The sequence below is a fragment of the Vibrio sp. 1CM23M genome, from assembly GCF_023161755.1.
GTDB lineage: Bacteria > Pseudomonadota > Gammaproteobacteria > Enterobacterales > Vibrionaceae > Vibrio > Vibrio coralliirubri.
Genome location: NZ_JALNTR010000002.1, coordinates 491721 through 518103, shown reverse-complemented (window position 1 = coordinate 518103; position 26383 = coordinate 491721). Strand labels below are relative to the sequence as shown.

The window sequence follows — 26383 nt, the reverse complement described above, 5'->3', positions numbered from 1 at the left end:
TAATAATCAATCTGTTCTAGTTTAGTTCGTAAAAACTGTGCTGAAATACGCTCCAATTCTTAATATGAAAGCCATCATTATGATGTTTGGAGCTTAAATGTTTGATGTAGTTGAATTGTCGCGTTTACAGTTTGCGCTAACCGCTATGTTCCACTTTCTTTTCGTCCCTCTGACTATCGGTATGTCGTGCTTGCTGGCGATCATGGAGTCGATCTATGTACTCACCGGTAAAAAAATCTATCAGGACATGACCCGCTTCTGGGGCAAACTGTTCGGCATTAACTTTGCCTTGGGTGTCACGACCGGTTTAACCATGGAATTCCAGTTTGGCACCAACTGGTCTTATTATTCTCACTATGTCGGCGATATTTTCGGTGCACCTTTAGCCATCGAAGCGCTTGTCGCGTTCTTCCTAGAATCTACTTTTGTCGGATTGTTCTTCTTTGGTTGGGAAAGGCTATCGAAACGCCAACACCTTGTGGTGACTTGGCTGGTGGCTCTGGGTTCGAGCTTCTCTGCACTGTGGATTTTGGTTGCCAATGGTTGGATGCAAAACCCAATCGGCTCAGAGTTCAATTACCAAACCATGCGTATGGAGATGACCAGTTTTGCAGAAGTGGTGCTTAACCCTGTCGCACAAGTTAAATTTCTGCATACAGTGGCCTCGGCGTATACCTGTGGCTCGATGTTTATCCTTGGCGTGAGTTCTTACTATTTGCTTAAAGGTCGTGACGTTGCTTTTGCAAAACGTTCTTTTGCTGTCGCAGCTTCGTTCGGCATTGCTTCTATTATCTCGGTGATCGTATTAGGTGATGAGTCGGGCTATGAACTGGGTGACGTTCAAAAAGTGAAACTCGCGGCGATTGAAGCGGAATGGCACACAGAACCCGCACCTGCGGCATTTACCTTGTTCGGATTACCAAACCAAGAGGAAGGCAAAACCGACTTCGCGGTAAAAATCCCTTATGTGATGGGAATTATTGCGACGCGATCTTTGGATGAGCAAGTAACGGGCCTTCATGACCTACGCGACCAACACCTCGTCCGCATTCGGAACGGAATCATCGCTTATGAATTGCTGGAGCGTTTACGAGCAGGTGATACCTCTTATGAGACGGAACAAGCGTTTGATCAAACCAAGCACGATCTCGGCTATGGCTTATTGCTCAAGCGTTATACCCATACCGTAACCGATGCGACTGAACAGCAAATCCAACAAGCGGCTGATGATTCAATCCCAACTGTCTGGCCACTTTTCTGGTCATTCCGAATCATGGTGGGCTGTGGCTTCATTATGTTGTTTGTCTTTGGTGCGGCCTTCCTGCAAACCTACCGTAAAAACATTACTCAAAAGCCTTGGCTACTGAAAGCGGCACTATGGTCAATTCCATTACCTTGGATTGCCATTGAAGCTGGCTGGTTTGTTGCGGAATATGGCCGTCAGCCTTGGGCAGTAGGTGAAATCCTTCCTGTGACGGTCGCGGCTTCTTCTCAAACCGTTGAAAACCTGCTTACGTCTCTTGCTCTCATTATCAGCCTGTATACCGTATTCATCATTGTTGAAAGTTACTTGATGATTACCGTTGCTAAAAAAGGCCCAAGCAGTTTAAAAACGGGTCGCTATTACTATGAACAAAATACAACTTCACTTGAAGCCAAATTGGCACAACAAGTTCAACAATAAGGTGATTGACTTATGTTCGAATATGACACATTGCGTTTAATTTGGTGGGTTCTGATTGGTGTACTGCTGATTGGTTTTATGATCACCGATGGTTTTGATATGGGAGTGGGGGCGTTGTTACCGTTTATTGGTAAAACGAACGCTGAGAGACGAGTCATGATCAACTCCATCGCGCCTCATTGGGACGGCAACCAAGTATGGTTAATTACCGCAGGTGGTGCGTTGTTTGCAGCTTGGCCTTTGGTTTATGCGACATCGTTTTCAAGCCTTTATGTGGCGATGTATTTGGTGCTTATTTCATTGTGGTTGCGTCCTTTGGCGCTTGAGTATCGAGCAAAGATCGACAGCGATCAGTGGCGACAAGTATGTGACTTGGCAATCTCGTTCTCAGGCTTCTTCCCTCCAATCTTGTTTGGGGTGGCGTTTGGCAATTTGATGCAAGGCTTACCTTTTACGCTCAATAGCTTCTTGATGGTTGAGTACCATGGTTCGTTTATCGATTTGATCAACCCATTCGCGCTTTTGTGTGGTCTAGTCGGGTTATTGATGGCGCTGTTACAAGGTGGTGCGTGGTTGATGATGAAAACCACAGACGTAGTGTACAAAAAGGCAAGAACGGTGACGCAGGCGAGTGCTGTATTTGTCGCTTTCCTTATGGTGATTGGCTGTATGGCGATAAACCATATTGACGGGTATCTGATAGTCAGTGCGATGGATCATAGCTCGGCTTCGAATCCTTTGAACAAAGAAGTCGTTACACAAGTAGGCGCTTGGTTAACCAACTTCGTTACGTACCCTTGGATGTGGTTTGCACCAATCGGCAGCGTGACCATTCCATTACTGGCTTTGATTGGCGCAAGGTTGAAATGGGATGTAATAGCTTTTATTAGTTCAAGCCTGACTAACGCTTGCATCATCTTAACGGCTGGTTTCTCAATGTTCCCGTTCATTATCCCGTCTAGCGTTAACCCGAGTAATAGCCTAACGCTGTGGGATTCGACATCGAGTGAACTGACCTTGAACATCATGACAGGCGTAGCATTCGTGATGGTGCCAATCATTCTGTGTTATACCGCGTTCAGTTATCGAACCATGTTTGGGCGACTTGATAGCGAGTATGTCGAACGTAATGGCCATTCACTGTATTAAGGAGTTTTTCATGTGGTATTTTGTCTGGATATTGGGCTTATTTCTAGCCTCTGCATTTGCAGTTTTGAATGTGATTAGCCTAGAGAAAAGTGACTCAGAAACTGAGTCTTAATCGCTGAGCAAAGCTCTGTAATCGGATAAGAGTTATATAGAAAACAAGAGCAATATAAGAAGACCAGAAGCGTGAGTTTCTGGTCTTTTACATTTTGTAATGTGTTGGTGATTTATTCCAGAATAAGGTTTTGTTTAATCTCATCGTTAAGATACCCCTGATCAAAATCTGGTGTCATGAATTCGACGGAGGAGGAGTCTAGATAGCTGGTTTCGAGATAACGCGGCTCTAGATAATGGAAATCTAAGTGATCAGCACTTGCGTAGGTGGGAATTGCGGAAAACAAAATGATACTGATCGCTGCTGCGATGTTAATGACTTTGTTGCGTTGATGAGTCATTTTCATAGTAGTGCCCTCGAAAGGTGGGCAAATCCATCTGCCTATGAGAATTGAATCTGAGATGTTTAGAAGTCGTAAGACAAACCAAGCGTAATGATATTGTCGTTGTCGATCGGGCCCATCGATTGGCCGTTCAAGTAAAGGTCACCTTCGTTGGTATTGAAGTAGGTGTATTTCACGTAGGGTGTCCAGTCGTCGATGCTCTTAGAGAGAATAACTTCGTGTTCATTGGTACGGTAATCGCCTTGATGAAAATAGACATTGTTACCGTCATGGGTAAACCCGCCATTGGATCCATCACTGTTTTCGTGAGTGTATTGGTAAGCTAAATCCCAACCTGCGAGTGAGTACCCCGCACCCGCGATGAACTTATTGGTGTTGATCGTGGTGTCGCTTATATTTTCGAGTACTTGCCCTGACTGGTTATATCCCAATCCACTGAATACATTGAAGTTGTCGTTCACTTGATAATCAATAATACCTTCGATTAATAACTCTTCACCGTTGTCCCATTTACCAAGCTCACCGTATAGGTTGAACGTGAAAGACTCGCTGATGTGAAAATCGTGCCCGTAACCCGCTGCCAGCCAACCCTGGTCATCAAAACCTATATAGACTTGTCCATTTTCTGAGGTATCGATTAATGCGCCAGCTTCTGTGGTGTAGACACCGTTATCTGCAGCATTAGAGGCAACGTTTTGTTCGATGTAAACTTGAGTTGAGGTCGCAAACGCTGCGCTGCTGAGTAATGTAAGTGGTAGAGCAATAAGGTTAAGCTTTTTCATGGATTCTCCAGTGTCGTTCTATTGAATTAACTTGCTGGAGAGTATGTGATGAAACCAAATTTATATTAATAGGGTTAACTTTAGTTAAAACCTCAGTTTCATTTATGTTTTCTTAATGCCGATTTGATTGCTTCGCGGGTTTTGATGTGTTGTTCGTCGTTAGCGTAACGGCGGTGATAGAGCATTCGAAACGTGAGCGGTTTTAATTTGATGGGGATAGGGTGAACGCGTAAGCCAAGCGCTGGTGCGAGCATTTCTGCAAAAGAACGGGTAGAAGCGGCGATGTAATCCGTCGTGCTTGCCAAAATCAGCATGCTTGAAATTGAGCTGGTTTCAATTCTGACTTTTCGCGGCTCGATATCGCTCTCGGATAAAAACTCGACCGTGTTCATGTTGGCACGTTTGATCTTGAGTGCAATATGTTCCTCTTGGAAATACTCTTCTTTACTCAGTGTCTCACCAATTCGAGGATGATTGATCCGAGTCAGACACACGGGTTCCTCATCGACGATGGTTTCTTCAATCAATGAGTGTTTCTTACTCGAAAGTACATCAATGACGATATCCACTTTTTGTGCAGTAAGCGCATCAAACAATTCTTCTTCTTCGAGCGGCGCTTCCGTAAAGTTTACGCCTTCAACTTGACTAACGAAATGAAGCAAGCTCTCTGTGCAGTAGACTTTAAGGTCATTCTTTTGCTGCTCAACTGTTCCAATGATGTTCAATGGGTCTTCTATCTTATTAGCGAGTGATACCGCTGCTCCAGTAGGCGCGATACCTCGTCCTTCTCTCACAAATAAAGCTTTTCCCACGACACCTTCGAGTCTCTTAATCGCCGCGCTTACCGCAGGTTGAGAAATATCGAGCTGCTCTGATGCCACTGTGATAGAGCTGTGTTTGTAAACGGCCAAAAATGTCGTCAGTAGATTCAAGTCCAAATTCAGGTCTCTCTATTCTTATTGCCACTCATCCAAATCATGGTGGAGCTATTATTAACTCATAAATGAAATGGAGGTTTTAAGTAAAGTTTACACTATATATCAAGGTTCTGTTTATTAATAAACTTGTTTGCATCGGAGTGAGGAAGGAACTTCATTCATTTACTAAATACTCAGACCGATAGGTGAAACTATGAGAACTTTCGCAAAATTATCAATCATCTCTACAGCAATGATCATCACGACCACCGCTTTTGCTGCTGATCCAATGATGCAATACAACACCAAGCAGACTAACTCTGATATTCAAAAACTCGAGAAATTTGAATATCACGAGGGTGAAACCCTTGAAGAGTATCTGAGCAACCAACCTAAGGGGAACTTGTACTCTTCAGAAGAAGAAGTGCTTTCTGTGTTAATGGGCGGTGTAAATAATGGTGACTATCGCAAAGAAACCAATTCAGGTTGGAAAGAAGGCCTGATGTTTGAGGGCATTGCACCTTATGGGGATCACATGGTGTCGGGCGCAAACTGGTTCCCACGCACTGAAGAAGTTCAACCGGATGAAATGCGTGTCACGTTTATGGGGACATCACCAATGATTCGCCCAGGACAGGCAAACACCTCGATATACGTAGAACTGGGTAACGGCTCTAACTTTGTCTTTGATTTAGGTGAAGGATCGATTGCGAACTACGTAGCAGCGGGTGTCGCGATGAATGAGCTCGACCATATCTTCATTACTCACTTACACGTAGACCATTACGGCTCGTTACCTTACCTGTATCAATTTGGCGGCTGGAATGGTCGCTGGGAAAAACCGCTTAACATTTATGGCCCGAGTGGTGCGACTCCTGAATATGGCACTCGTCATATGATTGAAGGCATGCAGCAAATGTTGAACTGGCACACCGACGCATTTGATGTGTTCCCATCAGGCAACGACATTGTGGTTCACGAGTTTGATTTCCGCGATGACGGTGGTGTTATCTATGACCAAGACAATGTGGAAGTGATTCACTGGCGACGCAGTCACGCAAAAGATGGCGCGTCTGGTTACCGCTTGAATTGGACTCAAGATGACGGTCGAGTGCTTTCATTTGTTTGGACAGGAGACGGTCGTCCAACAGAGTTGGATTTGAAATACGCAAAAGGTGCAGACTTGTTCATTACTGAACTGCAAACTGAAACGTTTGGTGTGTCTTCAATTATTCAAGGTGTACCGCCATTCTTAGCACGTTACACCGTTGATACTCACCACACGCCAGCGTACGCGGCGGGTTATGTGGCAAATGAAGTACAACCGCGCTTGTTCATGACAACACACATGACATTCGACCCATATCTCAATGAGGAAACCGTTGCAGAGGTTCGCCACCATTGGCAAGGGCCTTACCACTTCGGTGCGCCAGATGGCATTGTCGTTAACATGACTAAAGATAACGCGTGGGTTCGTGAAGGTATTTTACCTGATTTTCCGAATGCGCGAGCGCCACAATTCGATATGGCTGATGGGTCTGACTTTAGAATTCCGTTGCCGAAAAACAGCCGTGAAGACATACAAGAACAAGAGATTCGTGATTTAGAGTTGGACCCAAAACTGTACTACCCAGAAGGCTACCATCCAGAGCTGTTAACTGAGTGGCCAGTCGACCGTGACATCGTGATCCCAGCTGAACAAGTACCAGAAGCAATGAAGCAAGGTATGAACACCAAGCAAGAATACATGGATAGAGTGCGTGCTCACCACAACCTTGAGCGAAAGTCGGTAAGTCGTCCTACTGAACCTGGTGAAGGAGCAGGAACCGACAACAAATAGGGTATTTGTTGTGAGGGCTGATGTGCCCTCACATCCTAAAAACTTAGGTGAATAAACCCATTCTATTACTCAACCATAAAAATCATTGCTAGCAACCTCTTTGCTTAGAATATCTGGAGTTCATTATGAAAAAATCAATTTTAGCGGTCGTTATCCTTTCTTTAGTGGCAGGGTCTGTTTTCGCTAACGGACAATCAAATGCTCACAACTATCAACCTGGTGCGACGAATAACTCAGAACGTTTAGCGGATATTGATCCTAACTACGAACTGACCTTACCTTCAGAAAAAGAAGGCTACACCATGTATGACAACCAATACATGTCAGATGGCGGCACCTACACAACGTATGTCAAACCGAACCCTTCCGATGCAATGCATGTTGCCGATGAAGGCTCGCTAAAAATAACGCACGGTGAAGGTGGAGGCATTATGACGGAATACACAATAAAGGATGGCCAACACGCTTTTTCTGTTATGTGTGGATATACCTCGGGTCCTTCATTCTGGGCTGATGGAAAACCAGCGAAGGTATGTGAAGAGGCGCAAGCATTAGCGGTTGCCTTGGAAGCAAAAGGGCAATGGGAGATGAAGCAGATGGCTTACACCATCGCGCCAGCAAGAATCGTGGTTGATAAGTGATTTTTGTTTTCAGAACGCTCGTTATATCGAGCCTCGTTATCCAATCATATTGATTATTTGTAGTGAGATGAGAGAGGGGCTCAGGCTGAAATAGTCCTGACGTTCCCATCCGCTCATCTCACCAGAAGTTAAGCCAAGCAACTAATCAAATTGTTCTCTCAAATTTAGAAGGTCTATCCATGAATAACACTATTAAACTACTGGCTATCGCATGTGTTTTACTAACTCCAATGCTTGTAGCCGCTGCTGAACATAATCACAGTCACAATCATTTCAACCCTGCACTAGAACAACTTGGTGATGACATTATTGGTCTAACTGTGTGTTACAAAAATGGTCATCTCTCTGATGAAAACCAAGAACCTGCTTTCATGAACCTGATCAACCACGCCAATGTGGAAGGAGAGGAGTTAGGGATGTTCTACATGGACAAGTTGGGCCCTAAAGCCGAGCAAATCATGAGTGATGATGAGGCTCGACGTTTATGGACTGAAGATTATTGTGCTGATTTGACTGATACCTATTTGGATTCAGACAAGTTAGCTCAAAGAGCAAATGAACATCAAGGTCATTCCCACGGCCACGATCATGGGCATCACCATAATCATGACCACCATGAAGTTGGCGATTTAGCGCCAGAGGTGCTTGAGCAAGATATTGAGAGAGGGCGTTTACTCAGTATCAACTAAGCCCAATAAAATAAGTCCATCTAACCTATTGTTAAATATTTACTATTTGATAGTGTGTCTAGGTGCACATTAAGGATGTGTTTCATATTTAGCGATGAAAATAGTAGGAGTTGCGATGAGTATTATAGTGAGACGGTCTGAACCGTCAGATGCAAAGGGAATAAAAGAAGTTTACGAATGCACTAATGCTTATACCGGTACGCTGCAACTCCCAAATCCATCTCTGGAAAGCTGGCAAAAACGAATCTCTAATATGCCTGACAACGTGTACTCGTATGTCGCGATGATCGACGATGAGATTGTTGGTAACTTGGGAATGGAAGTGTGTGTGAACCCAAGAAGACGACATGTCGCTTCATTCGGTATGGGTGTTAAAGACGATGTGTTAGGCAAAGGTGTGGGTAGTCAACTGCTCGCAACAGCAATCGATCTGTGTGATAACTGGATTAACATCAAGCGAATGGAGTTAACGGTGTACACCGATAATGAAAGAGCGATCAGCCTGTATAAGAAGTTCGGTTTCGTGATTGAAGGAGAGTCCGCAGGGTTCGCTTTCAGAAATGGCGAATATGTAGCGGCTTATCATATGGCGCGACTGGTATAGCGCTTAGTTAGCTACAATTAGCACACAGCTAAAATTAACACAGTTAGAATTGACTGACAGATAATAAAACGCCACGTTATTTAAGCGTGGCGTTTGCTATTCAAGTTAGCTGAAGCTTTTAACCGCCTCAGTCTTAACCTTATTTAAGCCGTTAGTGGCTCAAGGTTCGCAGGACGGTAGTGTACAGATTTTAGTACCTTACCTTGGCGAACCGTCTTGCCCTCAGATACGAAATCTTCCGCACACTTAGCGATGATGTATTCGCCTTTTTGAACCGCCATCAGCTTGATGTTCTGCTCAGAATAGAAAGCCTCTGTTTCAGCGTATTCAGTTTCGTTGCGACAGACTTTGCTCATGTTGCTTGAGTGTACTTCGTCCCAGCATGGTAAGAAGTCAATTGAGCGGTTTTTAGAAACATTCAACAGTAGGTCGATCAGGTAGCTGATTGCTAGATTGTCTTCAACCTTAGCTTGACCAAGGTGAACCAAGCGTCCCATCAAAACATAAACGCTGTCTACAATAGCGTCCGCTTGTTCTATTTTAGAATCAGCTTCTGCAAGTTCTGTTAGTTCTTCGATCGCTAGAGAGGTATGTAGCGTATCGCCTTTTTCGTCCATTGTTTCAGGAGCAGCAACAGGCAGATCAAAAGTACTGCGGAACTCTTCAATGTCGCGGTAAAGGTGATCGTAGATTTCTTGGCTTAGTTGAGAAAGGTTCATTTTCCTATCCATTCTGTTTCGTTAGTGGATTATTTTACCAAAGCTAGGAATAGGGTGCTAACGCAAAGTCGAAGAAGTCGACTTTTATTCATTGGACCAATGAGGTATTTTGCATACAAACTAATTGATTATTATGTTTTTTTACACTTTACTCTTCTTAATATACGAAATATTAATGTTGCCAGTAATGTCAGCAGTAGTGGAATCCCATTTATGAACCAAGCCAGTGAAAGCGAAATTGTTATACGCCGCTTGTATCAAATCACCAATGATTATCGAAAGGGCTTCGATATTCAAATCGCTCAGCTGCTTATTATGGGGCTTGAACGCTTCAACCTTGATATTGGTATCTTATCGAAAGTCGATGGCAATACTTATGTTGTTGAACATTGTGTTACGCCTGAAGGGGTAGAACTCAATACCGGTGACACTTTTGATTATCGTTCAACCTATTGCGAAATTACCTGTAAATCGATTGGTCCTATCTGTATTGAGCATTGTGGCAAACATGATAAGTATGCGAAGCACCCTGCTTACCAGTCTTTTGGCTTGGAGTCTTATATTGGGGTTCCCATTTTCGTTAATGATGAGCTTTATGGCACCTTAAATTTTTCAAGCCCAGCCCCCTATCATCGTGAGTTTAAAGAGTTCGATGTCGACGTGATGAGACTAATGGCGTCATGGATCGAAGTGGAGCTGGTTAGAAGACAGCAAGAAAGAAAGCTAAAAGAGCTGAATGAGAAATTGGAGTATCAAGCTCTGTATGATCCTCTGACACACTTGCCAAATAGACGTTGTTTGTTCAAAACATTGAATGCAGAAGTGGAGCAGTTAAAAGGCTCTTTAGGAAAGGGAACCTTGGCCGTTGTCGATATCGATTTCTTTAAACAGGTCAACGACACCTATGGCCACCAAATGGGTGATGTTGTCTTAAAGAAAGTGGCGAACGTGCTGAGCAATAACACTCAAGAGGGTGAATTTGTCGCGCGTTTTGGTGGTGAAGAGTTCATTCTTTGGTATCCAAATAAAACACCAAGTTGTGTAGAAGATAAGTTCATGACTCTTTTGCAAGAGATGAAGAAAATCACACTGGATAGAAAGCCTGTCACTATATCAATTGGTGCGTGTCATTTTGAGTTGAGTACAGGGGATACCAAAGGGGAAAGGATGTCGGCGTTAGATAAGCTAATCAAGGTTGCCGATGAGTGTCTGTACATTGCGAAACAAAATGGACGAGATCAGTTTGTTTCTCGCCCATATCATCAAGAGCGCTCAGGAATATGAGCCAGTATGTTAGCGATTAACTGAACGATTAGCTAAACAAGTAAGGGAACAGTTTACGGCGTTCTTCTGGCGTTAAAGACTCAACTCTCGCGATGTTGGTATCAGGAATCGCTTCAGGGTTAGGGTAGTGCTTTAACACCTTTTCCATACTTGCTTCACGAATCAAATGGTAAACCGGGTACGGAGAACGGTTCGTTAGGTTCTCATCGTCTTCTGGATCCGCACCACCAAAGCAATAGTCTGGATGGAAGGTTGCCACTTGGTAAACGCCTTCCCAATCTTCTTGCTTGATCAACGCTTCAATCCAATCAATGAACATGTTGTAGTCGAAGAAATCTTGCAGCATGTTAGGTACAACCACCAAAGTCGTCTCTAATTCCGCGACTGGCGTGTTATCTAACTCTACGAAATGCGTCATGATGTCTTCCAACAACGCTTCTTCCGTATTCGCTTCACTCACAAAGATCTTAATCTGTTTATTACGTTGTGGCTTGGCTGCGAATGGACACAGGTTTAGGCCAATAACGACATCGTCTAACCACTGTTTTACTTGGTCGTGGATGGTTTGAAGATCTGTGCTTTGAGTGTTCGACATAACAGGTTCCGAAATGAAATTTTGCGTAGGATATCAGAACGGACGTTAATCAAAAGCAATAATTGAGTTACAAATTCAGTCTTAGTTATGCTTGTGCGAGTTTGGAAGTCGATACTTGTAGCTGTTTCAACTGGTAGACCCAAGCAAATATCGCTACATAGAAGATTGAACCGCCCGCGATCACGCCATTCCAACCGAACAGTTGCCAGCAATACAATAGTAAGAAGCCACCTAAACTGCCACCTATGTAGTAGTGGACTAAGTAAAGTGCCGTTGCTGTCGCTTTCGCGCTCGGCGCTTTTTGACTCACCCAAGAGTAAGCAAGGGTATGAGCGAAGAACGCGCCGCCGCTAATCAATAACAAGCCTGCTAACATGAACGGGACTTTATCGACGGCTGAAACTAACATTCCGATTAAGCTAATGCACACGCCCATCAATATACCGTTTAGCGGATCAAAACGAAGTGTCCATTTGTTGGAGAGCTTAGAGCTTACCGTTCCGGCTAAATAACACAAAAATATCAGTGAAGCTAAACCCACAGGCACTGAATGAGGTGCGGATACTAGCCTAAAGCCCATTACCGAATACAAGTTAACGAACAGGGCAAAGTTAGCGCCACCAATCAGCATAGCTAACCACAGTGTACGGTTTCTCAAGTGCATCATTACAGATCGGTTATGGTGAAAGAACAACCCTTTCTGTGGTTTGAAGTTTTGTTGGTCAGGCAGGCTATACGCAATATAGAGTGCGCCAAGCAAAGAGCCGACAACGAAAAACAAAACTGTCGCATGCCAGTCGAAATAATCCGTAATCAAGCCACCCAATACACGCCCGAAAATGCCACCTAATGAGTTAGCCGCAATATAACCGCCTATCGCGACAGCGAATGCTTTCGGTGATAACTCTTCGACCATATAGGCAACTGCCACACCTGCAAAAGCAGCGACCGCTATTCCCATGAATGCTCGGGCAATAACAAGCTGTAGTAGGGTGGTTGTGAACACCATGCTCAATCCAATCAAAGGAATAGCGAACAGACTGAACAGAATGATGGGTTTTCGACCGAAGGTTTCAGAAGCGATCGCCCAAGGCACCAAGCTGATGGAAAGCCCAAGTGTTGTCGCGGCAAACAGCCAGTTGATTTGAGTTTCCGATACTTGGAAGTGTTCCGCCATGTGCGGCAAGATTGGCTGAAAGAGGTAAAGGTTACAGAAAATGATAAACGAGCCAATCGCCAATGATTGGGTGATGCGTTTGTATTGAAGACTGCCTTTATCAAACATTTACGTTGTGCCTGCACGAGTTAGTAAGCTATTTGTGAACAAGTTATCAGCACAAGTGTAATTAAAGAAATATATTAAAAATATCACCTCTATATATTTTATATATCGTCATGCTTGAATCAAAACCTCTTCGACATTTTCTGGCTGTTGCGCAGTTTGGTAACTTCACTCAGGCCGCCAAAGCGCTGCATATCGCGCAGCCTGCATTGAGTATCTCCATTAAAAAACTCGAACAGACGCTTGAGTTGATTCTCTTACGTCGAGGAGATAAATCCGTCACCTTAACGGAAGAGGGAAAGGTGTTGTTTGAACATGCCAAGAGAATTGCACAGCAGTTTGATGATGCTCAGCTTGCGATGAATGAGTTAAAGGGGTTAGAGAAAGGAGAAGTGCGGTTAGGCGCTCCAAGCATGATGGGGAGTTATTTTTTTCCCCAAGTCGTGATGGCCTTTAAAAGCCAGTACCCAAACCTAAAGTTGACCTTGATTGATGCAGGCACCGCTTCTATTCGTGAAATGTTGTTAAACGGCGAACTTGATATTGGCGTAATCAACCATGAAAACGTGCCTGATGATCTTGAAACTGACCACCTGTTAAGTTCAGAAATGCTAGCTGTCGTTGGCAAAGATCACCCACTGGCAACGCAACCATCCATCACCTTTGAAGAATTTTTTGCTCAAGAGCTGATCATGTTCAAATCAGGCTACTTCCACCGTGATTTTATTGATGCGACTTGCAAGAAGTACAACCTAGACATGACCATCGCCTTCGAAACCAATTTGTTACCGATGATTCTTTCTATCGTGAAGCGAGAGTTTGCCATTACTGCGCTGCTTAGCTTGGTTACAGAATACGAGAAAGACGTAGTAGGCGTGCCATTCAAAGACCGTGTGAAGCTGAACCTATCTTTGGCGTGGAGAAAGGAAGGGTATCTGTCAAAAGCAGACCGAACCTTTATCGACTTCGTTAAACTGTATGTGTGATTTAGAATGCAATAGACAAAACAAAGCCCGAACATCCTAGGTTGGACATTCGGACTTTGTTTGTAGAAATATAAGTCTCTTAGATCACGTTAAGTGTTCTTTGAGTTATACATCTTATCGAAGTTCTTCTGATTCCAGCCGACCATCACTTGATCGCCGATCTTAAGCACGGGGATAGAACGAGCACCCATCGCTTGCAATTCTTTACGACCACGCTGCATCTTTGCATTCGTCAAGCGGTAAACAATTTTCTTAGAGTCTAAATACCTTTGGGCATCTTTACAGTGCGGGCATTTGTCTGCGACGTACAATACAACACGTTTCATTTTTACAATCTCTTTTTGAGTCTAGCTCTTGGTGAATCTCGCTAAAGTGTAACGAATCCTAGGTGATTAGAAAAGTGTGATCAGTTACACTATGCGGCTCAATTTTCAAGACCACAACGTATTGTCGTGGTGTAACTTGTACGGTCTTTCAGCATGCATCCTTCTTTACGCTATATTCAAGGCTATCCTAAGCACATTCTTGATCCTGTTACTCAACTTGTAGAGTCGGGTAAATTGGTGCCTTGGTTTGAAGCTCGCTACCCAAAGAATCATGAAATCAAAAGTGAGAAAGCCCTGTTTGAGTATGCGATTGAGATAAAAAATCGCTACATGAAAAAAACACCACCGATCAGCAAAGTGATTTACGACGGCAAGATACATCTAATCAATAATGCGTTAGGTCTGCATTCTTACGTTGCTAAGAATCACGGTGGAAAGATCAAATCAAAGAATGAAATTCGTATCGCCAGTGTTTTTAAAAATGCACCAGAACCTTTGCTAAGAATGCTGGTGGTACACGAACTGGCGCATATCAAAGAGAAAGAGCACGACAAAGCCTTTTACCAACTATGCTGTCACATGGAACCGGAATATCATCAACTTGAGTTGGATGCCCGTTTATTCATGATGTATTTAGATTTAAAGAAGTAGCCCAATGAGCCAATCACAAAATAGAACGACGCTAAGCCTGTCGAAAAACAGTACTTCATCAGCAAAAACAAAAGATAACCAAGCTAAAGAAGGCAGCGACAAGCGTATTTCTACCAAGAAAATATCTGATAAAAGTCGCAAGAATAGTGCACCGAAAGGCGCGGGCAGTAACAAAGCAAAGCGACCTTTTGCAAAAGACAGCAAAGGCAAACAGGGTGCAAATAAAGGATCATCGAATAAGGGTTCTTTCAATAAAACGGCTTTTAACAAAAACGCAGCCCAGAAAAGACGTTCGGCTGAAAAACCTCAAGGTGGATTACACCCAAGAAACCAGCACACTGGCCGCTATGACTTCGAGTTATTGGTTGCAGCCTTGCCTGAGCTAAAAGAGCATCTGATCAAGAACCCAGTGGGTGAAGACACCATTAATTTCTCTGATCCATTGGCCGTTAAGCTACTCAACAAAGCTTTGTTGGCGCATCACTATGGCGTTAAACATTGGGATATTCCTGCTGGTTACTTGTGTCCGCCAATTCCTGGCCGTGCAGACTACATTCACAGAGTAGCCGACATCCTTAATAGCGATGGCCAAGGTGAACCCTATAACCACGCGTCTGTGAAAGCACTAGATATTGGTGTTGGTGCAAACTGTATTTACCCAATCATTGGTGCGACAGAGTATAAGTGGCGCTGCACGGGAACTGATGTCGATTCAGTCTCCATTAAAACAGCGAACTTCATTGCGGAAAGTAACCCTAATCTAAAAGGTAAGATTCGCGCTCGCCTGCAAGCGGACTCTGAATCTATTTTTAAGGGCGTGATTAAGAATAATGAACGTTACGATGTCACTATTTGTAACCCTCCATTCCACAGCTCTCTTGAAGAGGCTGAAAAGGGGTCACAACGTAAACTGGATAATCTAGCGGCGAATCGTGCTAAGAAAGCCGGTCAGTCGTTCAAGCCTGAAACGAACAAGAAGCCAGCTAAGTTAGATAAATCAACTAAGCAAGCTAAACCAACCTTAAACTTTGGTGGTCAAAAAGCCGAGCTTTGGTGCCCAGGTGGTGAAGCCGCTTTCATTATGAAGATGGCGAGAGAGAGCCAGCTTTTTGCTACTCAAGTTTTGTGGTTTACGACGTTGATTTCTAAGAAAGACAACGTCGATATGGTTCGTTCAGAACTGGGCAAGTTGCGAGCGAAACAAGTAAAAGTCGTCGAGATGTCACAAGGCCAGAAGGTAAGTCGCTTTATCGCATGGACCTTTATGGATGACGAGCAAAGACAAGAGTGGATTGCGCTTAAATAGTCGCTGCTCTTAGTTAAGGCGTTAAACTGAAATACGGACGGGCTTGTTGTTAACGCGACAAGCCCGTCTTTTGTGTTTTGTATATTTGCTAAGCAGAAAGCAACTCATCTAACTTACTCTGATATTTCTGCTCTAGAGCTTTGTTGCCTGCTTTATTCTCGAGATCGACCAAGATTTTAAGCGATGGAATTTGATAGCCATAACGTTGGTGGAATTTGAATAAACGAAGTCGAGCGTCATTGTAATCGGCGTCACTCACTTCAATCTTTGATAACTGTAGTATCGATTTCACCCGGTTGGGATCGTGGTCAATCGCTCTGCTAAAGTAGTACTTCGCTTGGTCTGTATTGCCAGCCTTAAATGCGCAAAACGCGGCATTTTCATAACTTGCAGACACCAAGTAGTAGTAAGGTTGATCGATAGCGCGATTAAAGTATTTATCGGCTTGCTCGTATTCGCCCTGTTTACACAAGAAGGTACCGTAGTTGTTCAATACATTGCCGTTTCTTGAATCAAGACTGAGTGCTTTGCGGTAAGTGTTTCTCGCTTCATCTACTTCACCCACTTGTTCGTAGTAATGCGCCATTGAAAGCCGAGCACGGTAGTAGCTAGGTGCGTGTTTAATCGCGAGCTCAAGGTTTTCACGCGCTCTTACCATATTGCCTTGTCCCATATAGCCCAAACCTAATTCGATTCGAGATTCAGACATCGCGATAGGATCACTTTCAATCTTTGGTGGTCCTTCAGTGACAGAGACGCAACCGACCAACGAAAGCGAGGCGAGTAGTACTACACTTGATAACGAAAGGCGGCGGGATAACGAAATCGGATTTGAGAATGACGGCTTGGCAGGCATGTGAAGCTCCTTATGAACACCAAGCCATCATATGAAATCAAACCCATTGAAGTGGTAAATCTATTATGGAATGCGACTCAAACACCATAAAAAAACCGCGTCCAATTTGGCGTTTTATCAACAACCTACTGAACACGGCTTTATGTGTTTGTAAATCGGAAGAAAGAACTTAATCGTCTTTGGTAAAGTTGTCTTCGCTGAAGTGATCCAAATCGTAAGGCGTTTGTTGGTAAACGCAGTAGTTCAACCAGTTTGAGAATAACAAGTGCCCATGACTACGCCAGCTTGCGACAGGCTTATTATCTGGATTGTTGTTCGGGTAGTAGTTGATTGGAATCACGGGTTCCATACCTTCGCCTAAATCACGAACGTACTCACCGTGTAATGTATGCGCATCGTATTCAGGGTGACCCGTTACAAACACGTTTCGCTTATCTTTGGTCGCCGCCAGATATACGCCAGCCACATCAGAAGTCGCAAGAACATCAAGGTCGGTATGCTCGGCTAAGTATTCCTGAGAGAAATCTGCGTAGCGAGAGTGCGGTGCTAAGAAGGTATCGTCAAAGCCACGCAGAAGCGGGTGGTAAGGGTGATGAATCTCGTGATTATAAACACCAGAAAGCTTCTCTTTGCGAGTGCGCTTTGGCAAATCATACAGTAATTTCAAACCCGCCTGAGCGGCCCAACACACATACAAGGTTGAGGTCACGTGCTTGTTTGCCCATTCCATGATGGTTTTTAGGTGGTCCCAGTAAATCACATCTTCAAATTGAACCAAGCCAAGCGGTGCACCAGTAATGATCAATCCATCAAAGTTTCTGCCTTTGACCATTTCAAATTGGCGGTAGAAGTTATCAAGGTGTTCAGTCGGTGTGTTTTTGCTTGGTCGGTCATCAATGCGCAGTAGCTCTACATCCACTTGCAATGGACTGTTTGATAGTAGGCGTAAGAATTGAGTTTCAGTTTCAATCTTCTTCGGCATTAGGTTGAGGATCAAGACTCGAAGTGGACGAATTTCCTGTGTCGATGCTCTTGATAACGGCATCACGAAGATGTTTTCTTCACGAAGAACATCAGATGCTGGCAATTGGTCTGGAATGCGAATAGGCAAAGCTTTCTCCCTAAGCTAGATATGTAGACGTCTATACATCTAAATCTATAGTAGTTTGATACGATTGTCGATATCCAAAATGGATAGATGTAAATTATTTGTGTTTTCTAACAGAAGCCATCTACCGGCTTCGAGGAAGTCTTATAATGTTTGACGACTACCCGAGTAAGGCATAAGTACTTGGTTCTCTTATGTAGAACTAGGCAGTTATCAGAGCAAGCGGTTAGCATTTACGATAAACTCATGTTTTCGAATTAGCCTGTAAAGTGACAGATGAAGTTAATACTCATTCGAGGGCTGCCCGGTTCTGGCAAGTCAACAAAAGCAAAAACCTACGATGCATTGCATGTTGAAGCCGATATGTATTACGTGAATGAGCAAGGTGACTACCATTTTGATCCTAGGCAGTTACAGCAAGCTCATGAGTGGTGTCAGAACGCGGCGGAAAATGGCTTGAAGCAAGGGTTGGATGTTGTTGTTTCGAATACCTTTATTAAGCATTGGGAAATGAAGGCTTACCGCCAACTTGCACGCAAATATAAAGCAGAATTGATCATCGAGGTATGCCGAGAGCAATATGGCAGTATTCACGACATCGAACCGTCTGTGATTAAGCGCATGGCAAAAGATTGGCAAGAATAGCCTCGTGCTTATCCAGCTTGGCTGAATGGCAAATAGAATTAAATTAACGAACAACTCCAAGGTAACGATTGAAATGGCAAAGCGCTCTGTTGTGGTCGACATGACTTCTTATGGTATCTATTCCACGTGGGATTCCAAATCTAAAGATCTACCAAAAATCCAAGAGTTCACCACTACCGTTGATGCCGAAATCGATGTGGAATTTGGCTATATCTTGAATATCAAGAAAGCCAAAGGTGAAAAGATCCGCTACTGCATCTATCACCCGGATATCACCACAGACAAGGGCGAAGTGCTCGAACCGTTCGATGGTGAAGAGCATGTCGGTAACAACGACTGGGATTTCTACTTAGGCGACACCATCTGGGCGCCAGTCTCGAACAAGCTAGGCAAGTGGCGCATGACCGTGGAGTTAAAAGGCAACATCATTGCCGATAAGACATTCGACCTTGTTGCAAAAGACGAAGGCCAATTCTGGAAGCGTAGGGGTTTTTAAGCTTAATCTTCTAGCTAAACTCAGACTACAAAAAAGCCGAGTCACGGATCATACGTGAACTCGGCTTTTTGACATTAACTAGATGGCATTTTCTATTTCATTAACGAGTAAGGTTGTCTAGTTAACAAATAAGACTGGCTAGTTAACCAGTAAGATTAATGAGTCACATAAGCCACAACAAACTCAGTGATAGCGACCATGTCTTTCACTGCAATGTACTCTTCTGTGGTGTGAACTTTCGCCATACCAGTCGAAAGGTTAACTGTTGTTAGGCCTTTCGCGTTGAAGTTGTTTGCATCGCTACCGCCGCCAGTGCGTTTAGTGTTCGCTGTTACGCCAAGCTTCTCAAACGCTGATTTGATAGAAAGAATGTGCGGGTGATCGTCTGCAATAACGAATGCATCGTAAGCACGAGTTGATTCGATTTCTACTTCAGCGTCGAACTGTTTTGCACTCTCTTGGAATGTCGAGATCATATGCTCAACTTGAGCTGTTAGCTTTTCGCCGTTTAGAGAACGTGCTTCAGCCACGACTTTAAGCTCTGGCATTACGATGTTAGTCGCTTGACCACCTTCAACAATACCCACGTTTGCTGTCGTTTCTTCATCGATACGAAGTAGGTTCATCTTAGTGATTGCGTCTGCAGCAACCTGAATTGCGCTGATGCCTTCTTCTGGTGCTAAGCCAGCGTGAGCAGGGCGACCTTTGATCTTAGCTACAATCTTCTGCTGACCAGGCGCTGCGTTTACGATAGTGCCAATTGGACCGCCTGTATCAAGTACGATTGCGTGCTCAGATTGAATGTAAGACATATCGAAGTTCAAAGAACCGAACAGACCGCCTTCTTCGAATACAGTAAACGCAATCTCAATAGTTTTGTGCTCTTGGCCTTCAGCTTTGATGCAACGAACCGCTTCCATGATAGCTGCGATACCAGACTTGTCGTCGCCACCTAGAATTGTGTTGCCTTTTGAACGGATAATGCCACCTTCGATGATTGGCTCAATGCCGATGCCTGGCGTTACTGTGTCCATGTGGCAGCTGAACACCGTGCTACCTGGAAGAGTGCCATCTAGACGAGCGTAGATGTTGAAACCGTTAGACACTTCTTCAGGAACCGCCAGTTTGTGAACTTCAAAACCTAGTTCACCGAGTTGCTCAGCCAAAGCTTCAGCAATCGCTTTTTCGTTACGAGATTCACTATCAATTTTCACTAGATCGCAGAAATGTTCTACAAGACGTTGTTCATTAATTTGGGTCATTGTTAATTCTCATTATGCTCCGCTTGTTCAAAAAGAAGCCGCGGAGGTAGGAACAGGAAAATCACTATAACGCCAATGAGGTAGATGATTGTCTGAGTTAAATCAAGAAAGTTGCCTGATTATTCTAATTAGTGAGAAAAACCTAACCCAGATCGACCGGTGTGCAGGATTTTAATCTGTATATCTGTCGGGTATAATGTTTGACCGCTCTTAGAAAAACGTCAATAAAATTGGAATTCAATCAATAATGGCCCTGATAAATGAATAGAAACAATGTGTTAGGTTCATTCCTTTTCGTGGTGCTGATGAGTATTGTGCTGGGGCTGTATTTGCTCTATCCAACTTATGACGACGATTTAAAGCATATTCGCCCTGAAAACCCGAGTGTTTATAGTCCAGAGAAAGAGTTATCACTCTCTCAATATGGATCTGCGTTGATCGATATTCTCGATGTATCTCGCGGTGACCCTAATTTAGCTTCCCAACAACTTGAGGCTCTCCAAGCCAAGTTCCCAGACCAAGATAAAGCCATCTATCGTGCTTACGAATTGATGATTTTGTCGAACCTCGCGCAACATAAGTTGGATACCGAAGCGGTTTCCGAATACGTCAGGCAGATTAAAGCACTCGCACAACACGAACATATGGGTTGGTTAAAGGCCCAATCTCTCGTTGAATTGGCGATCGAATACATCAGTACGGGTGAGCTAGCGGAATCTGAAATCCAAATCAGAGCTGCTATAGATATCGCAGAATCGCTCCACTATGAAGAGTTGTTGATTAAGGCCTATAACACGGCCGGTGTCATCAACAACATCCGCAATGACTTTCCTGAAGCTCAATACTTTTTCCATAAAGGTTTAGATCTTGGTAAGAAGTACCCTCAACACATCTACAACAGCAAGTTAGTGTCAAACATGGCACTGCTTTATATCTATTTGGAAGACTGGCCTAAAGCGCTCAAGCTGATTAAAAGAGCTAAAAAACTCTATTACAAGAGTGGACTACTCGAAGCGTCTACTATCGGCGTGCTGCATGTGAATGAGTCTTTTGCTTATCTGCGCAGTGGTGATTTGGTCAAAGGCCGAGAAGCATATCAAAGTGCGGCTAAGCTAAATGGCGATAACGTGAGTGAACGATACAAAATCATCCTATTAAAAGCAGAGAGTGATGTGTTGTTGGCGGAAAAGAACTTTGAGTCAGCACGACAAGTCGCAAACTTGTGTCTTAGTTACCCGGGCGTGGACAAATACACACTTCAATTGGGGCAGTGTTATTTAAACAGAGCCTTAGCGAACATTGGTTTGAACCGAGATAATTTTGTTTTTGCTGATCTAAAGCGATCGTCTGCAATGTTCGATGTTGTGGGGACTCGCAGCTGGAAGGTCCTCGGCTTAAGAACACTTGCTGAATACTATGATTCGCGAGGCGACAGCGAGAACGCACTTCGTTACTTCAAACTCTATTACAAGGGCAACAAAGCGCTGCTATTTGATAAGCGCCAGAGTGATATCTTTTTACTAGAGCAAGATTTCGCTACAGCATCATTAGCTCAAGAAAACGAACTGCTTAACGCAGAAAAAGAGTTAGGTGAGCTGACATTAGATAAGCAGCAGCTACGAAATCGAATTGTTGTCGCCTTGGGTATCATGGTGATGATCAGTGCCACGTTACTTTTGATAAGGTTACGCTCGATCCAGAAGACCAACAAAGAGTTACTCAAGCAATCTACAAGATGCGAACTGACAGGTTTATACAATAGGCGTTACTTGGAACAACGGTTAACTCAGCCAATGCCACATTATTTGTCGTCGTTTGGGTATACGCTCGCTATTCTAGATTTAGACCGCTTCAAACAAGTAAATGATACTTATGGGCATGATATCGGTGACCAAGTGTTGGTGGAAGTCGCTCAGCGTTTAGAGCAAATCTTATCAACAAACGATGTAGTGGCAAGATGGGGTGGGGAAGAGTTTGTTTTGTTGTTGGCTGGGAATCAAGATCCTAATAAAGAGCTTGAGCTGATAAGACAAGCGATCGCTAGCCGACCGATTGAGACGCATTCTGGCCCATTAGAATTAACCACATCGATTGGTGCGACGACTCATCTAACGGAGCAACAGTTGAATAGCCGTACCTATAAGAAACACTTGAAATCGGCAGACGATGCTTTGTATCAAGCTAAGCAGTCAGGGCGCAATAAAGTCGTTATCATTTGAGTTCCTAAACTTGGTTAATCCCCTGCAATCAAGAAACCTGAACTTCAATAATTAAGCGAATAAGAGTGCTTATCTGAACTAATACGGCTATCTACTCTTATTCGCTTAATTCATACTTTGATTTGGCTTGCTGGATTACTTAGCGACACCTTGAAGCATTTCAACCAATTCGCCTTCTGTCGCTGGTTCGCTAGCGAGTTCAATCACTGCCGAAGCGCCGCCTTTTAACATGTAGGCTTGGGTTCCGCAGTGGTCATAGTGGAACCATTTACCATCTACACATACGTCGGTATAACATCTTGGGTCTTGTTTAAGTTCCATATCAATTTCCTTATTAACATTTGCCTAACGTTTTTCAGACTAGTTGATCACAAATCTAAGTAAATTGATCTAAATCAATCTAGAGTGTAATTGATGATTTGATTATCAAAATAGGAGAGCTGTGTCTAGCGAAGGGGCGACCTCTCGCTGAGCACTGAGCTCAAAGGTCGTGATTATGGTTGGCAACTCTCGCTCTTTTGCTTGCCAGGTGATGCTTTTCTACATACGCTAGCCACTCTCTTAATCCCTATACAGACTCGATTGTGTTGGAAAATGACTAATATCTTTATCGTTGTAATTGTTCTGGTTGTGTTCTTTTACTTTATTCAAAAGTATGTGGTGAAACACGATGACACCAAAGACCACGCTTATCAGAAGAAAGGTGCGTTGATGTCGGCGCAACAGGCGACATTTTATAACGCGCTTAAATCCGCTGTGGGCAACCATGGGGAAGTGTTTGCGAAAGTCAGCATGTCGAACGTACTTGTTCCTGCCAAGACGAACAACAAGAAGAATTGGTTTATCGCCAACAACAAGATCTCACGTAGCTATTTCGATTTTGTGGTTTGCGATCCGCGAACGTTAGAGCCCCGCGTGATCATTGAACTTGATAACGGCAAAGAACTCAATAAAGGGAAAGTCGACCGCGAAAAGCTACTGATTCACGTGTGTAAATCGGCAGGTTTACCCTTGATTGGTGCTTCAATTAAACACAGCTACCAAGTAAGCCGTTTGAAGAGGTTGCTGGCAGCCCACATCGATTTAATCGAACCATCCAAAGAAGTTCGATTCTGTAAGAAGTGTGGTAGCCCGATGATCATCAAACTGGCAAGCCAAGGCGATTACAAAGGCCGACGCTTCTTCACTTGTAGTCGTCAGCCAAACTGTACCTACACCGAAAACTACAACGTTGTATTCGATGTAGATGAGGAAACGAACTAATATCTTGAGTCAAAATACTCAAGGCAGCCGTAAATAGCACAAAGCATATCGATGTGTGTCACCATTGAAGTTGAGGTGAAATGTGATCTACTTCAAGCCATTGATCTGCTTTGTGTTTAAAATTTATTCTGATTGTTGTTTTTAAAAGCAAACGAACTGTTTTGTGCAAATTTATCCTTGCACGCTACCCATTCACTCGTTATTATCCATCTCGTTCTAAAGCGTTAGCCACTTAGTAAAGCGGTTAGACAAGTTTCACAGCATTTGCCCGCTTAGCTCAGTTGGTTAGAGTACTTGCATGACATGCAAGGTGTCACTGGTTCGAGTCCAGTAGCGGGCACCAGATTCGTTCTTTATGAACAAGCAAAAAAGCCCACCTAGCGTGGGCTTTTTTGTGTCTGTAATTCCCCGCATTATGAATGTTCTAGTCTTCTCATCTCTTATGAAGCTCTTTAAGGCTTGCCTGTCCAATATTGTATTCCGGAGCTTGAAAGGTCGTCAGCACCAAGGAGGGGCATGAGAGTCGTCTATATCAACCTACCTTCTAATCCTCTATATCGTCGCTTGTGAGAGGATTAAGCGAAAGCTAACTCGCTCTATATCTCCGAGTAAACGTATTACCTAAATAGCTCCATAGTGGACTTGTAGACGACTAATCGACAACCCCAACTGATCGCTTCGAAATACTGCCAAACACATAACTCTAGAGCTTGTGACAAGCTGAATTATGAGTATGGCGATAAATAGATCTAAGTTCTTTCTGTTAATTAAATCTAAGCTATGGAAGGTTATATGTGCAGTTAAGTTTTGATTGGTGAGCTATAGAATAAACAAATTTATAACGACGTTAATTATATTTATTATCTATGATTTATTTCGGAGATATATCAAGATGTATGGATTTATTAGTATCACACCCTAAGCTAGTGAATGTGCCAGAGCGTGATTGCCAGATTGTAAGAGAACGTTATTGAGCTAAATCAGCAACAAATGTTTGTTTATAATTAGTTGTGGTTTGTAGTTCTTTTTTTATCCATTGGTTAAACAAGCTAAAGTCAGAATGTATGTGCCAGAAGAGGGATGCAATAACTCGTTTACCAAAAAAGTCAGGGTGGTCTGTAATTACCTTAAGCTTATTCTCTTTTACGTTACCATCGATAAGAAACCCGGGTAAAAATGCGATGCCTTTTTGAGCCTTACATAAGTCGATGATGGTCCCTAAATCATCCAGTCGCCATAGGTTATATGCAGCAATGTTTGATAAGTTAAGAAGCTCTTCACAACCATCCATTAATAGAACTCGCTGTGATGGTGCGTGAGACTCAAAAGTTACCAAGTCTTCATGGGCTACCCACCAACAGTTGACGTGAAATAACTCCTCTATATTGAAGTCGTAATTTGTCTTGTGATAGGGGTTACCTAACGCTAAGTCTATCTTCCCTTCATTTATGTAGTTCCCTAAAACGAAACTCGGTTTAGTGACGACAAGTAAATCCACATTTGGGAATGCCTCTGAAAATGCCAATAGTGTCTTCTTTACGTTTTGATTGAACACCAACGGATCTATACCTACTCGGTAAACTATCTGGTCAGATATATTCATTTGTTGAGCAATGGTGACCAATTCTCGATATTTCGATACCACAGGTAAAGATAGTTGGAATAGGCGTTCTCCTTTCTCCGTTAGCCAAACTTTAGAGTGTTCTCTATTAAATACATTGAAACCTAAATCTGACTCCAGATTCTGAACCGCTGTACTAACGGTTGACTGTGATTTTCCAAGCATGCGAGCAGCAGAGCTAAATGAACCTTCTTCAACTACTGCAATGAACGAAACAATATTTTCGAAATGTAGTTTCATGATTCGACTAACCTTTTGACACAAAGAAATTATATTTATTATTGTTTGTTGATTCGAAGAACAATAGCGTGATGATAATTGTATTTCAACAAGTTTTATAAGGAGTAATAAAGCTTGGTCAATTAATTCTTAGGTTGCTTCCAAACCTTATATAAACTTTAGATAAGTAAGAATATTGACCCGTGTCTTACTATTTCAAGTTTATAAATTTAAATTAATATTTTTTTTGGGAGTTAGGTTTGTATCTAAGGTGTTGTTATTTAGAGGTTTGTTTTTAATTCTTCTGTTTTTACTGTGCTTATTCTGATCATTTTTTGCTCGCCCTATTGATTAAATCGATAGGGGGTATTTTCCACTGAGTAGGGGCGGTAATTATAATAGCGACGAATTTTCAACAGCCCTTATAGGAAGAAATAATGATTACTAAGCTTTACGTAAAAACAAACATGTTTTTATCACAATTCAAGAACGATGAGCGCGGCGTAACTGCGATTGAATATGGTCTTATTGCTGTTGCAATGGCTGTATTAGTAACTACAGCAGTAGGCGCTGATGGCTTCATTGGTAAGCTAGAAGGTGCTTTTGAACAAGTAGCTACGGCTATTGAAACTGCTAGCAGCTAACATCAAGCCTTATTAGCTAATGTAGAAGATATCGAAAGATATTCGTGCCAGACCCATGTTTACATTGGTCTGGCTTGGTTAATTTACATCGTGAAATAAGATTTATTCTAACCAAAATTAGGTGGTATTTCCAATTTTTA

The 26383-nt window shown here is 43.1% G+C and carries 28 protein-coding genes and 1 tRNA gene; 17 read left to right on the top strand and 12 right to left on the bottom strand.

The window, feature by feature from the left end; genetic code table 11:
- Positions 1 to 97 precede the first annotated feature (97 nt).
- From MSG35_RS07685 to cydX, 3 genes are read left to right on the top strand one after another with little or no spacing between them, the layout of a single operon-like run.
- Complete coding sequence (locus MSG35_RS07685) at positions 98 to 1684, top strand: cytochrome ubiquinol oxidase subunit I (protein WP_193841415.1); 1587 nt, start codon at positions 98 to 100, stop codon at positions 1682 to 1684.
- Positions 1685 to 1696: 12 nt separating this feature from the next.
- Positions 1697 to 2833, top strand: a complete 1137-nt coding sequence (cydB, locus tag MSG35_RS07680) for a cytochrome d ubiquinol oxidase subunit II (RefSeq protein WP_193835675.1) — start codon at positions 1697 to 1699, stop codon at positions 2831 to 2833.
- A gap of 10 nt (positions 2834 to 2843) precedes the next feature.
- Entirely contained in the window at positions 2844 to 2945 is a 102-nt protein-coding gene (gene cydX, locus MSG35_RS07675; RefSeq protein WP_017083482.1) for a cytochrome bd-I oxidase subunit CydX, read from the top strand.
- A 112-nt stretch (positions 2946 to 3057) separates the two neighbouring features.
- Here the strand turns inward: cydX and MSG35_RS07670 are convergent, their stop codons facing one another.
- The 3 genes from MSG35_RS07670 to MSG35_RS07660 all read right to left on the bottom strand — a co-directional run bounded on the left by MSG35_RS07670 (position 3058) and on the right by MSG35_RS07660 (position 5008).
- Positions 3058 to 3291, bottom strand: a complete 234-nt coding sequence (locus tag MSG35_RS07670) for a hypothetical protein (RefSeq protein ID WP_248383585.1) — start codon at positions 3289 to 3291, stop codon at positions 3058 to 3060.
- 59 nt (positions 3292 to 3350) lie between these two features.
- Entirely contained in the window at positions 3351 to 4070 is a 720-nt protein-coding gene (locus tag MSG35_RS07665; RefSeq protein ID WP_050645270.1) for a hypothetical protein, read from the bottom strand.
- 98 nt (positions 4071 to 4168) lie between these two features.
- A complete protein-coding gene (locus tag MSG35_RS07660) occupies positions 4169 to 5008 on the bottom strand; it encodes a LysR family transcriptional regulator (RefSeq protein WP_050650038.1) in 840 nt (279 codons plus the stop codon).
- A gap of 193 nt (positions 5009 to 5201) precedes the next feature.
- On the opposite strand from MSG35_RS07660, the gene gntH reads away from it, so the two are divergent.
- The 4 genes from gntH (at position 5202) to MSG35_RS07640 (ending at position 8761) form a co-directional block, all read left to right on the top strand.
- Positions 5202 to 6827: a guanitoxin biosynthesis MBL fold metallo-hydrolase GntH gene (gntH, locus tag MSG35_RS07655; protein WP_050650037.1), complete on the top strand. Its 1626-nt coding sequence runs from the start codon at positions 5202 to 5204 to the stop codon at positions 6825 to 6827.
- A 125-nt stretch (positions 6828 to 6952) separates the two neighbouring features.
- Positions 6953 to 7468, top strand: a complete 516-nt coding sequence (locus tag MSG35_RS07650) for a hypothetical protein (protein ID WP_048611397.1) — start codon at positions 6953 to 6955, stop codon at positions 7466 to 7468.
- Positions 7469 to 7647: 179 nt separating this feature from the next.
- Positions 7648 to 8157 (top strand): hypothetical protein, encoded by a 510-nt coding sequence (locus tag MSG35_RS07645; protein ID WP_248383584.1) that lies wholly within the window; start codon positions 7648 to 7650, stop codon positions 8155 to 8157.
- 115 nt (positions 8158 to 8272) lie between these two features.
- Complete coding sequence (locus MSG35_RS07640) at positions 8273 to 8761, top strand: GNAT family N-acetyltransferase (protein ID WP_017068284.1); 489 nt, start codon at positions 8273 to 8275, stop codon at positions 8759 to 8761.
- Between the two features lie 143 nt (positions 8762 to 8904).
- On the opposite strand, the gene MSG35_RS07635 is transcribed toward MSG35_RS07640, so the two are convergent.
- Positions 8905 to 9480: a nucleoside triphosphate pyrophosphohydrolase family protein gene (locus MSG35_RS07635; RefSeq protein ID WP_248383583.1), complete on the bottom strand. Its 576-nt coding sequence runs from the start codon at positions 9478 to 9480 to the stop codon at positions 8905 to 8907.
- A 213-nt stretch (positions 9481 to 9693) separates the two neighbouring features.
- Here MSG35_RS07635 and MSG35_RS07630 point away from each other — a divergent pair, with 213 nt between their 5' ends.
- Positions 9694 to 10764: a diguanylate cyclase gene (locus MSG35_RS07630; RefSeq protein ID WP_248383582.1), complete on the top strand. Its 1071-nt coding sequence runs from the start codon at positions 9694 to 9696 to the stop codon at positions 10762 to 10764.
- A gap of 28 nt (positions 10765 to 10792) precedes the next feature.
- On the opposite strand, the gene MSG35_RS07625 is transcribed toward MSG35_RS07630, so the two are convergent.
- Both MSG35_RS07625 and MSG35_RS07620 read right to left on the bottom strand, forming a co-directional pair.
- The gene (locus MSG35_RS07625; protein WP_017096948.1) at positions 10793 to 11359 is read right to left on the bottom strand and encodes a DUF1415 domain-containing protein; all 567 of its coding nucleotides are present in this window, start codon (positions 11357 to 11359) and stop codon (positions 10793 to 10795) included.
- Positions 11360 to 11444: 85 nt separating this feature from the next.
- A complete protein-coding gene (locus MSG35_RS07620) occupies positions 11445 to 12644 on the bottom strand; it encodes an MFS transporter (protein ID WP_248383581.1) in 1200 nt (399 codons plus the stop codon).
- A 110-nt stretch (positions 12645 to 12754) separates the two neighbouring features.
- On the opposite strand from MSG35_RS07620, the gene MSG35_RS07615 reads away from it, so the two are divergent.
- A complete protein-coding gene (locus MSG35_RS07615; RefSeq protein WP_248383580.1) occupies positions 12755 to 13627 on the top strand; it encodes a LysR substrate-binding domain-containing protein in 873 nt (290 codons plus the stop codon).
- A gap of 89 nt (positions 13628 to 13716) precedes the next feature.
- On the opposite strand, the gene MSG35_RS07610 is transcribed toward MSG35_RS07615, so the two are convergent.
- The gene (locus MSG35_RS07610) at positions 13717 to 13953 is read right to left on the bottom strand and encodes a glutaredoxin family protein (RefSeq protein ID WP_016786183.1); all 237 of its coding nucleotides are present in this window, start codon (positions 13951 to 13953) and stop codon (positions 13717 to 13719) included.
- A gap of 153 nt (positions 13954 to 14106) precedes the next feature.
- On the opposite strand from MSG35_RS07610, the gene MSG35_RS07605 reads away from it, so the two are divergent.
- Both MSG35_RS07605 and rlmF read left to right on the top strand, forming a co-directional pair.
- On the top strand, positions 14107 to 14604 hold the full coding sequence (locus MSG35_RS07605; RefSeq protein WP_248383579.1) for a M48 family metallopeptidase: 498 nt from the start codon (positions 14107 to 14109) through the stop codon (positions 14602 to 14604).
- A gap of 4 nt (positions 14605 to 14608) precedes the next feature.
- The gene (gene rlmF / locus MSG35_RS07600) at positions 14609 to 15910 is read left to right on the top strand and encodes a 23S rRNA (adenine(1618)-N(6))-methyltransferase RlmF (RefSeq protein WP_248383578.1); all 1302 of its coding nucleotides are present in this window, start codon (positions 14609 to 14611) and stop codon (positions 15908 to 15910) included.
- Positions 15911 to 15998: 88 nt separating this feature from the next.
- Here the strand turns inward: rlmF and pilW are convergent, their stop codons facing one another.
- Both pilW and metA read right to left on the bottom strand, forming a co-directional pair.
- The gene (pilW, locus tag MSG35_RS07595; RefSeq protein WP_248383577.1) at positions 15999 to 16766 is read right to left on the bottom strand and encodes a type IV pilus biogenesis/stability protein PilW; all 768 of its coding nucleotides are present in this window, start codon (positions 16764 to 16766) and stop codon (positions 15999 to 16001) included.
- Between the two features lie 169 nt (positions 16767 to 16935).
- A complete protein-coding gene (gene metA / locus MSG35_RS07590; protein ID WP_004734938.1) occupies positions 16936 to 17877 on the bottom strand; it encodes a homoserine O-succinyltransferase in 942 nt (313 codons plus the stop codon).
- Positions 17878 to 18150: 273 nt separating this feature from the next.
- On the opposite strand from metA, the gene MSG35_RS07585 reads away from it, so the two are divergent.
- Both MSG35_RS07585 and MSG35_RS07580 read left to right on the top strand, forming a co-directional pair.
- Entirely contained in the window at positions 18151 to 18519 is a 369-nt protein-coding gene (locus MSG35_RS07585) for an ATP-binding protein (protein WP_017089280.1), read from the top strand.
- A gap of 73 nt (positions 18520 to 18592) precedes the next feature.
- Positions 18593 to 19015, top strand: a complete 423-nt coding sequence (locus MSG35_RS07580; RefSeq protein ID WP_009846913.1) for a DUF3859 domain-containing protein — start codon at positions 18593 to 18595, stop codon at positions 19013 to 19015.
- A 155-nt stretch (positions 19016 to 19170) separates the two neighbouring features.
- On the opposite strand, the gene MSG35_RS07575 is transcribed toward MSG35_RS07580, so the two are convergent.
- Positions 19171 to 20277 carry a M20/M25/M40 family metallo-hydrolase gene (locus tag MSG35_RS07575; protein ID WP_248383576.1) on the bottom strand — a complete coding sequence of 369 codons (1107 nt, stop codon included), beginning with the start codon at positions 20275 to 20277 and terminating at the stop codon, positions 19171 to 19173.
- 260 nt (positions 20278 to 20537) lie between these two features.
- Here MSG35_RS07575 and MSG35_RS07570 point away from each other — a divergent pair, with 260 nt between their 5' ends.
- Positions 20538 to 22496, top strand: a complete 1959-nt coding sequence (locus MSG35_RS07570; RefSeq protein WP_248383575.1) for a GGDEF domain-containing protein — start codon at positions 20538 to 20540, stop codon at positions 22494 to 22496.
- Positions 22497 to 22631: 135 nt separating this feature from the next.
- On the opposite strand, the gene MSG35_RS07565 is transcribed toward MSG35_RS07570, so the two are convergent.
- On the bottom strand, positions 22632 to 22817 hold the full coding sequence (locus MSG35_RS07565) for a hypothetical protein (RefSeq protein WP_017059179.1): 186 nt from the start codon (positions 22815 to 22817) through the stop codon (positions 22632 to 22634).
- Between the two features lie 273 nt (positions 22818 to 23090).
- Here MSG35_RS07565 and MSG35_RS07560 point away from each other — a divergent pair, with 273 nt between their 5' ends.
- Together MSG35_RS07560 and MSG35_RS07555 are read left to right on the top strand one after the other, a co-directional pair.
- On the top strand, positions 23091 to 23759 hold the full coding sequence (locus MSG35_RS07560) for a DUF2726 domain-containing protein (protein WP_017630504.1): 669 nt from the start codon (positions 23091 to 23093) through the stop codon (positions 23757 to 23759).
- Positions 23760 to 24025: 266 nt separating this feature from the next.
- A tRNA-Val gene (locus MSG35_RS07555) sits at positions 24026 to 24102 on the top strand.
- Between the two features lie 624 nt (positions 24103 to 24726).
- On the opposite strand, the gene MSG35_RS07550 is transcribed toward MSG35_RS07555, so the two are convergent.
- Entirely contained in the window at positions 24727 to 25620 is an 894-nt protein-coding gene (locus MSG35_RS07550) for a LysR family transcriptional regulator (RefSeq protein ID WP_048617232.1), read from the bottom strand.
- 416 nt (positions 25621 to 26036) lie between these two features.
- Between MSG35_RS07550 and MSG35_RS07545 the strand changes: the two genes are divergently transcribed.
- A complete protein-coding gene (locus MSG35_RS07545) occupies positions 26037 to 26243 on the top strand; it encodes a Flp family type IVb pilin (protein WP_019826707.1) in 207 nt (68 codons plus the stop codon).
- Positions 26244 to 26383: the final 140 nt, after the last annotated feature.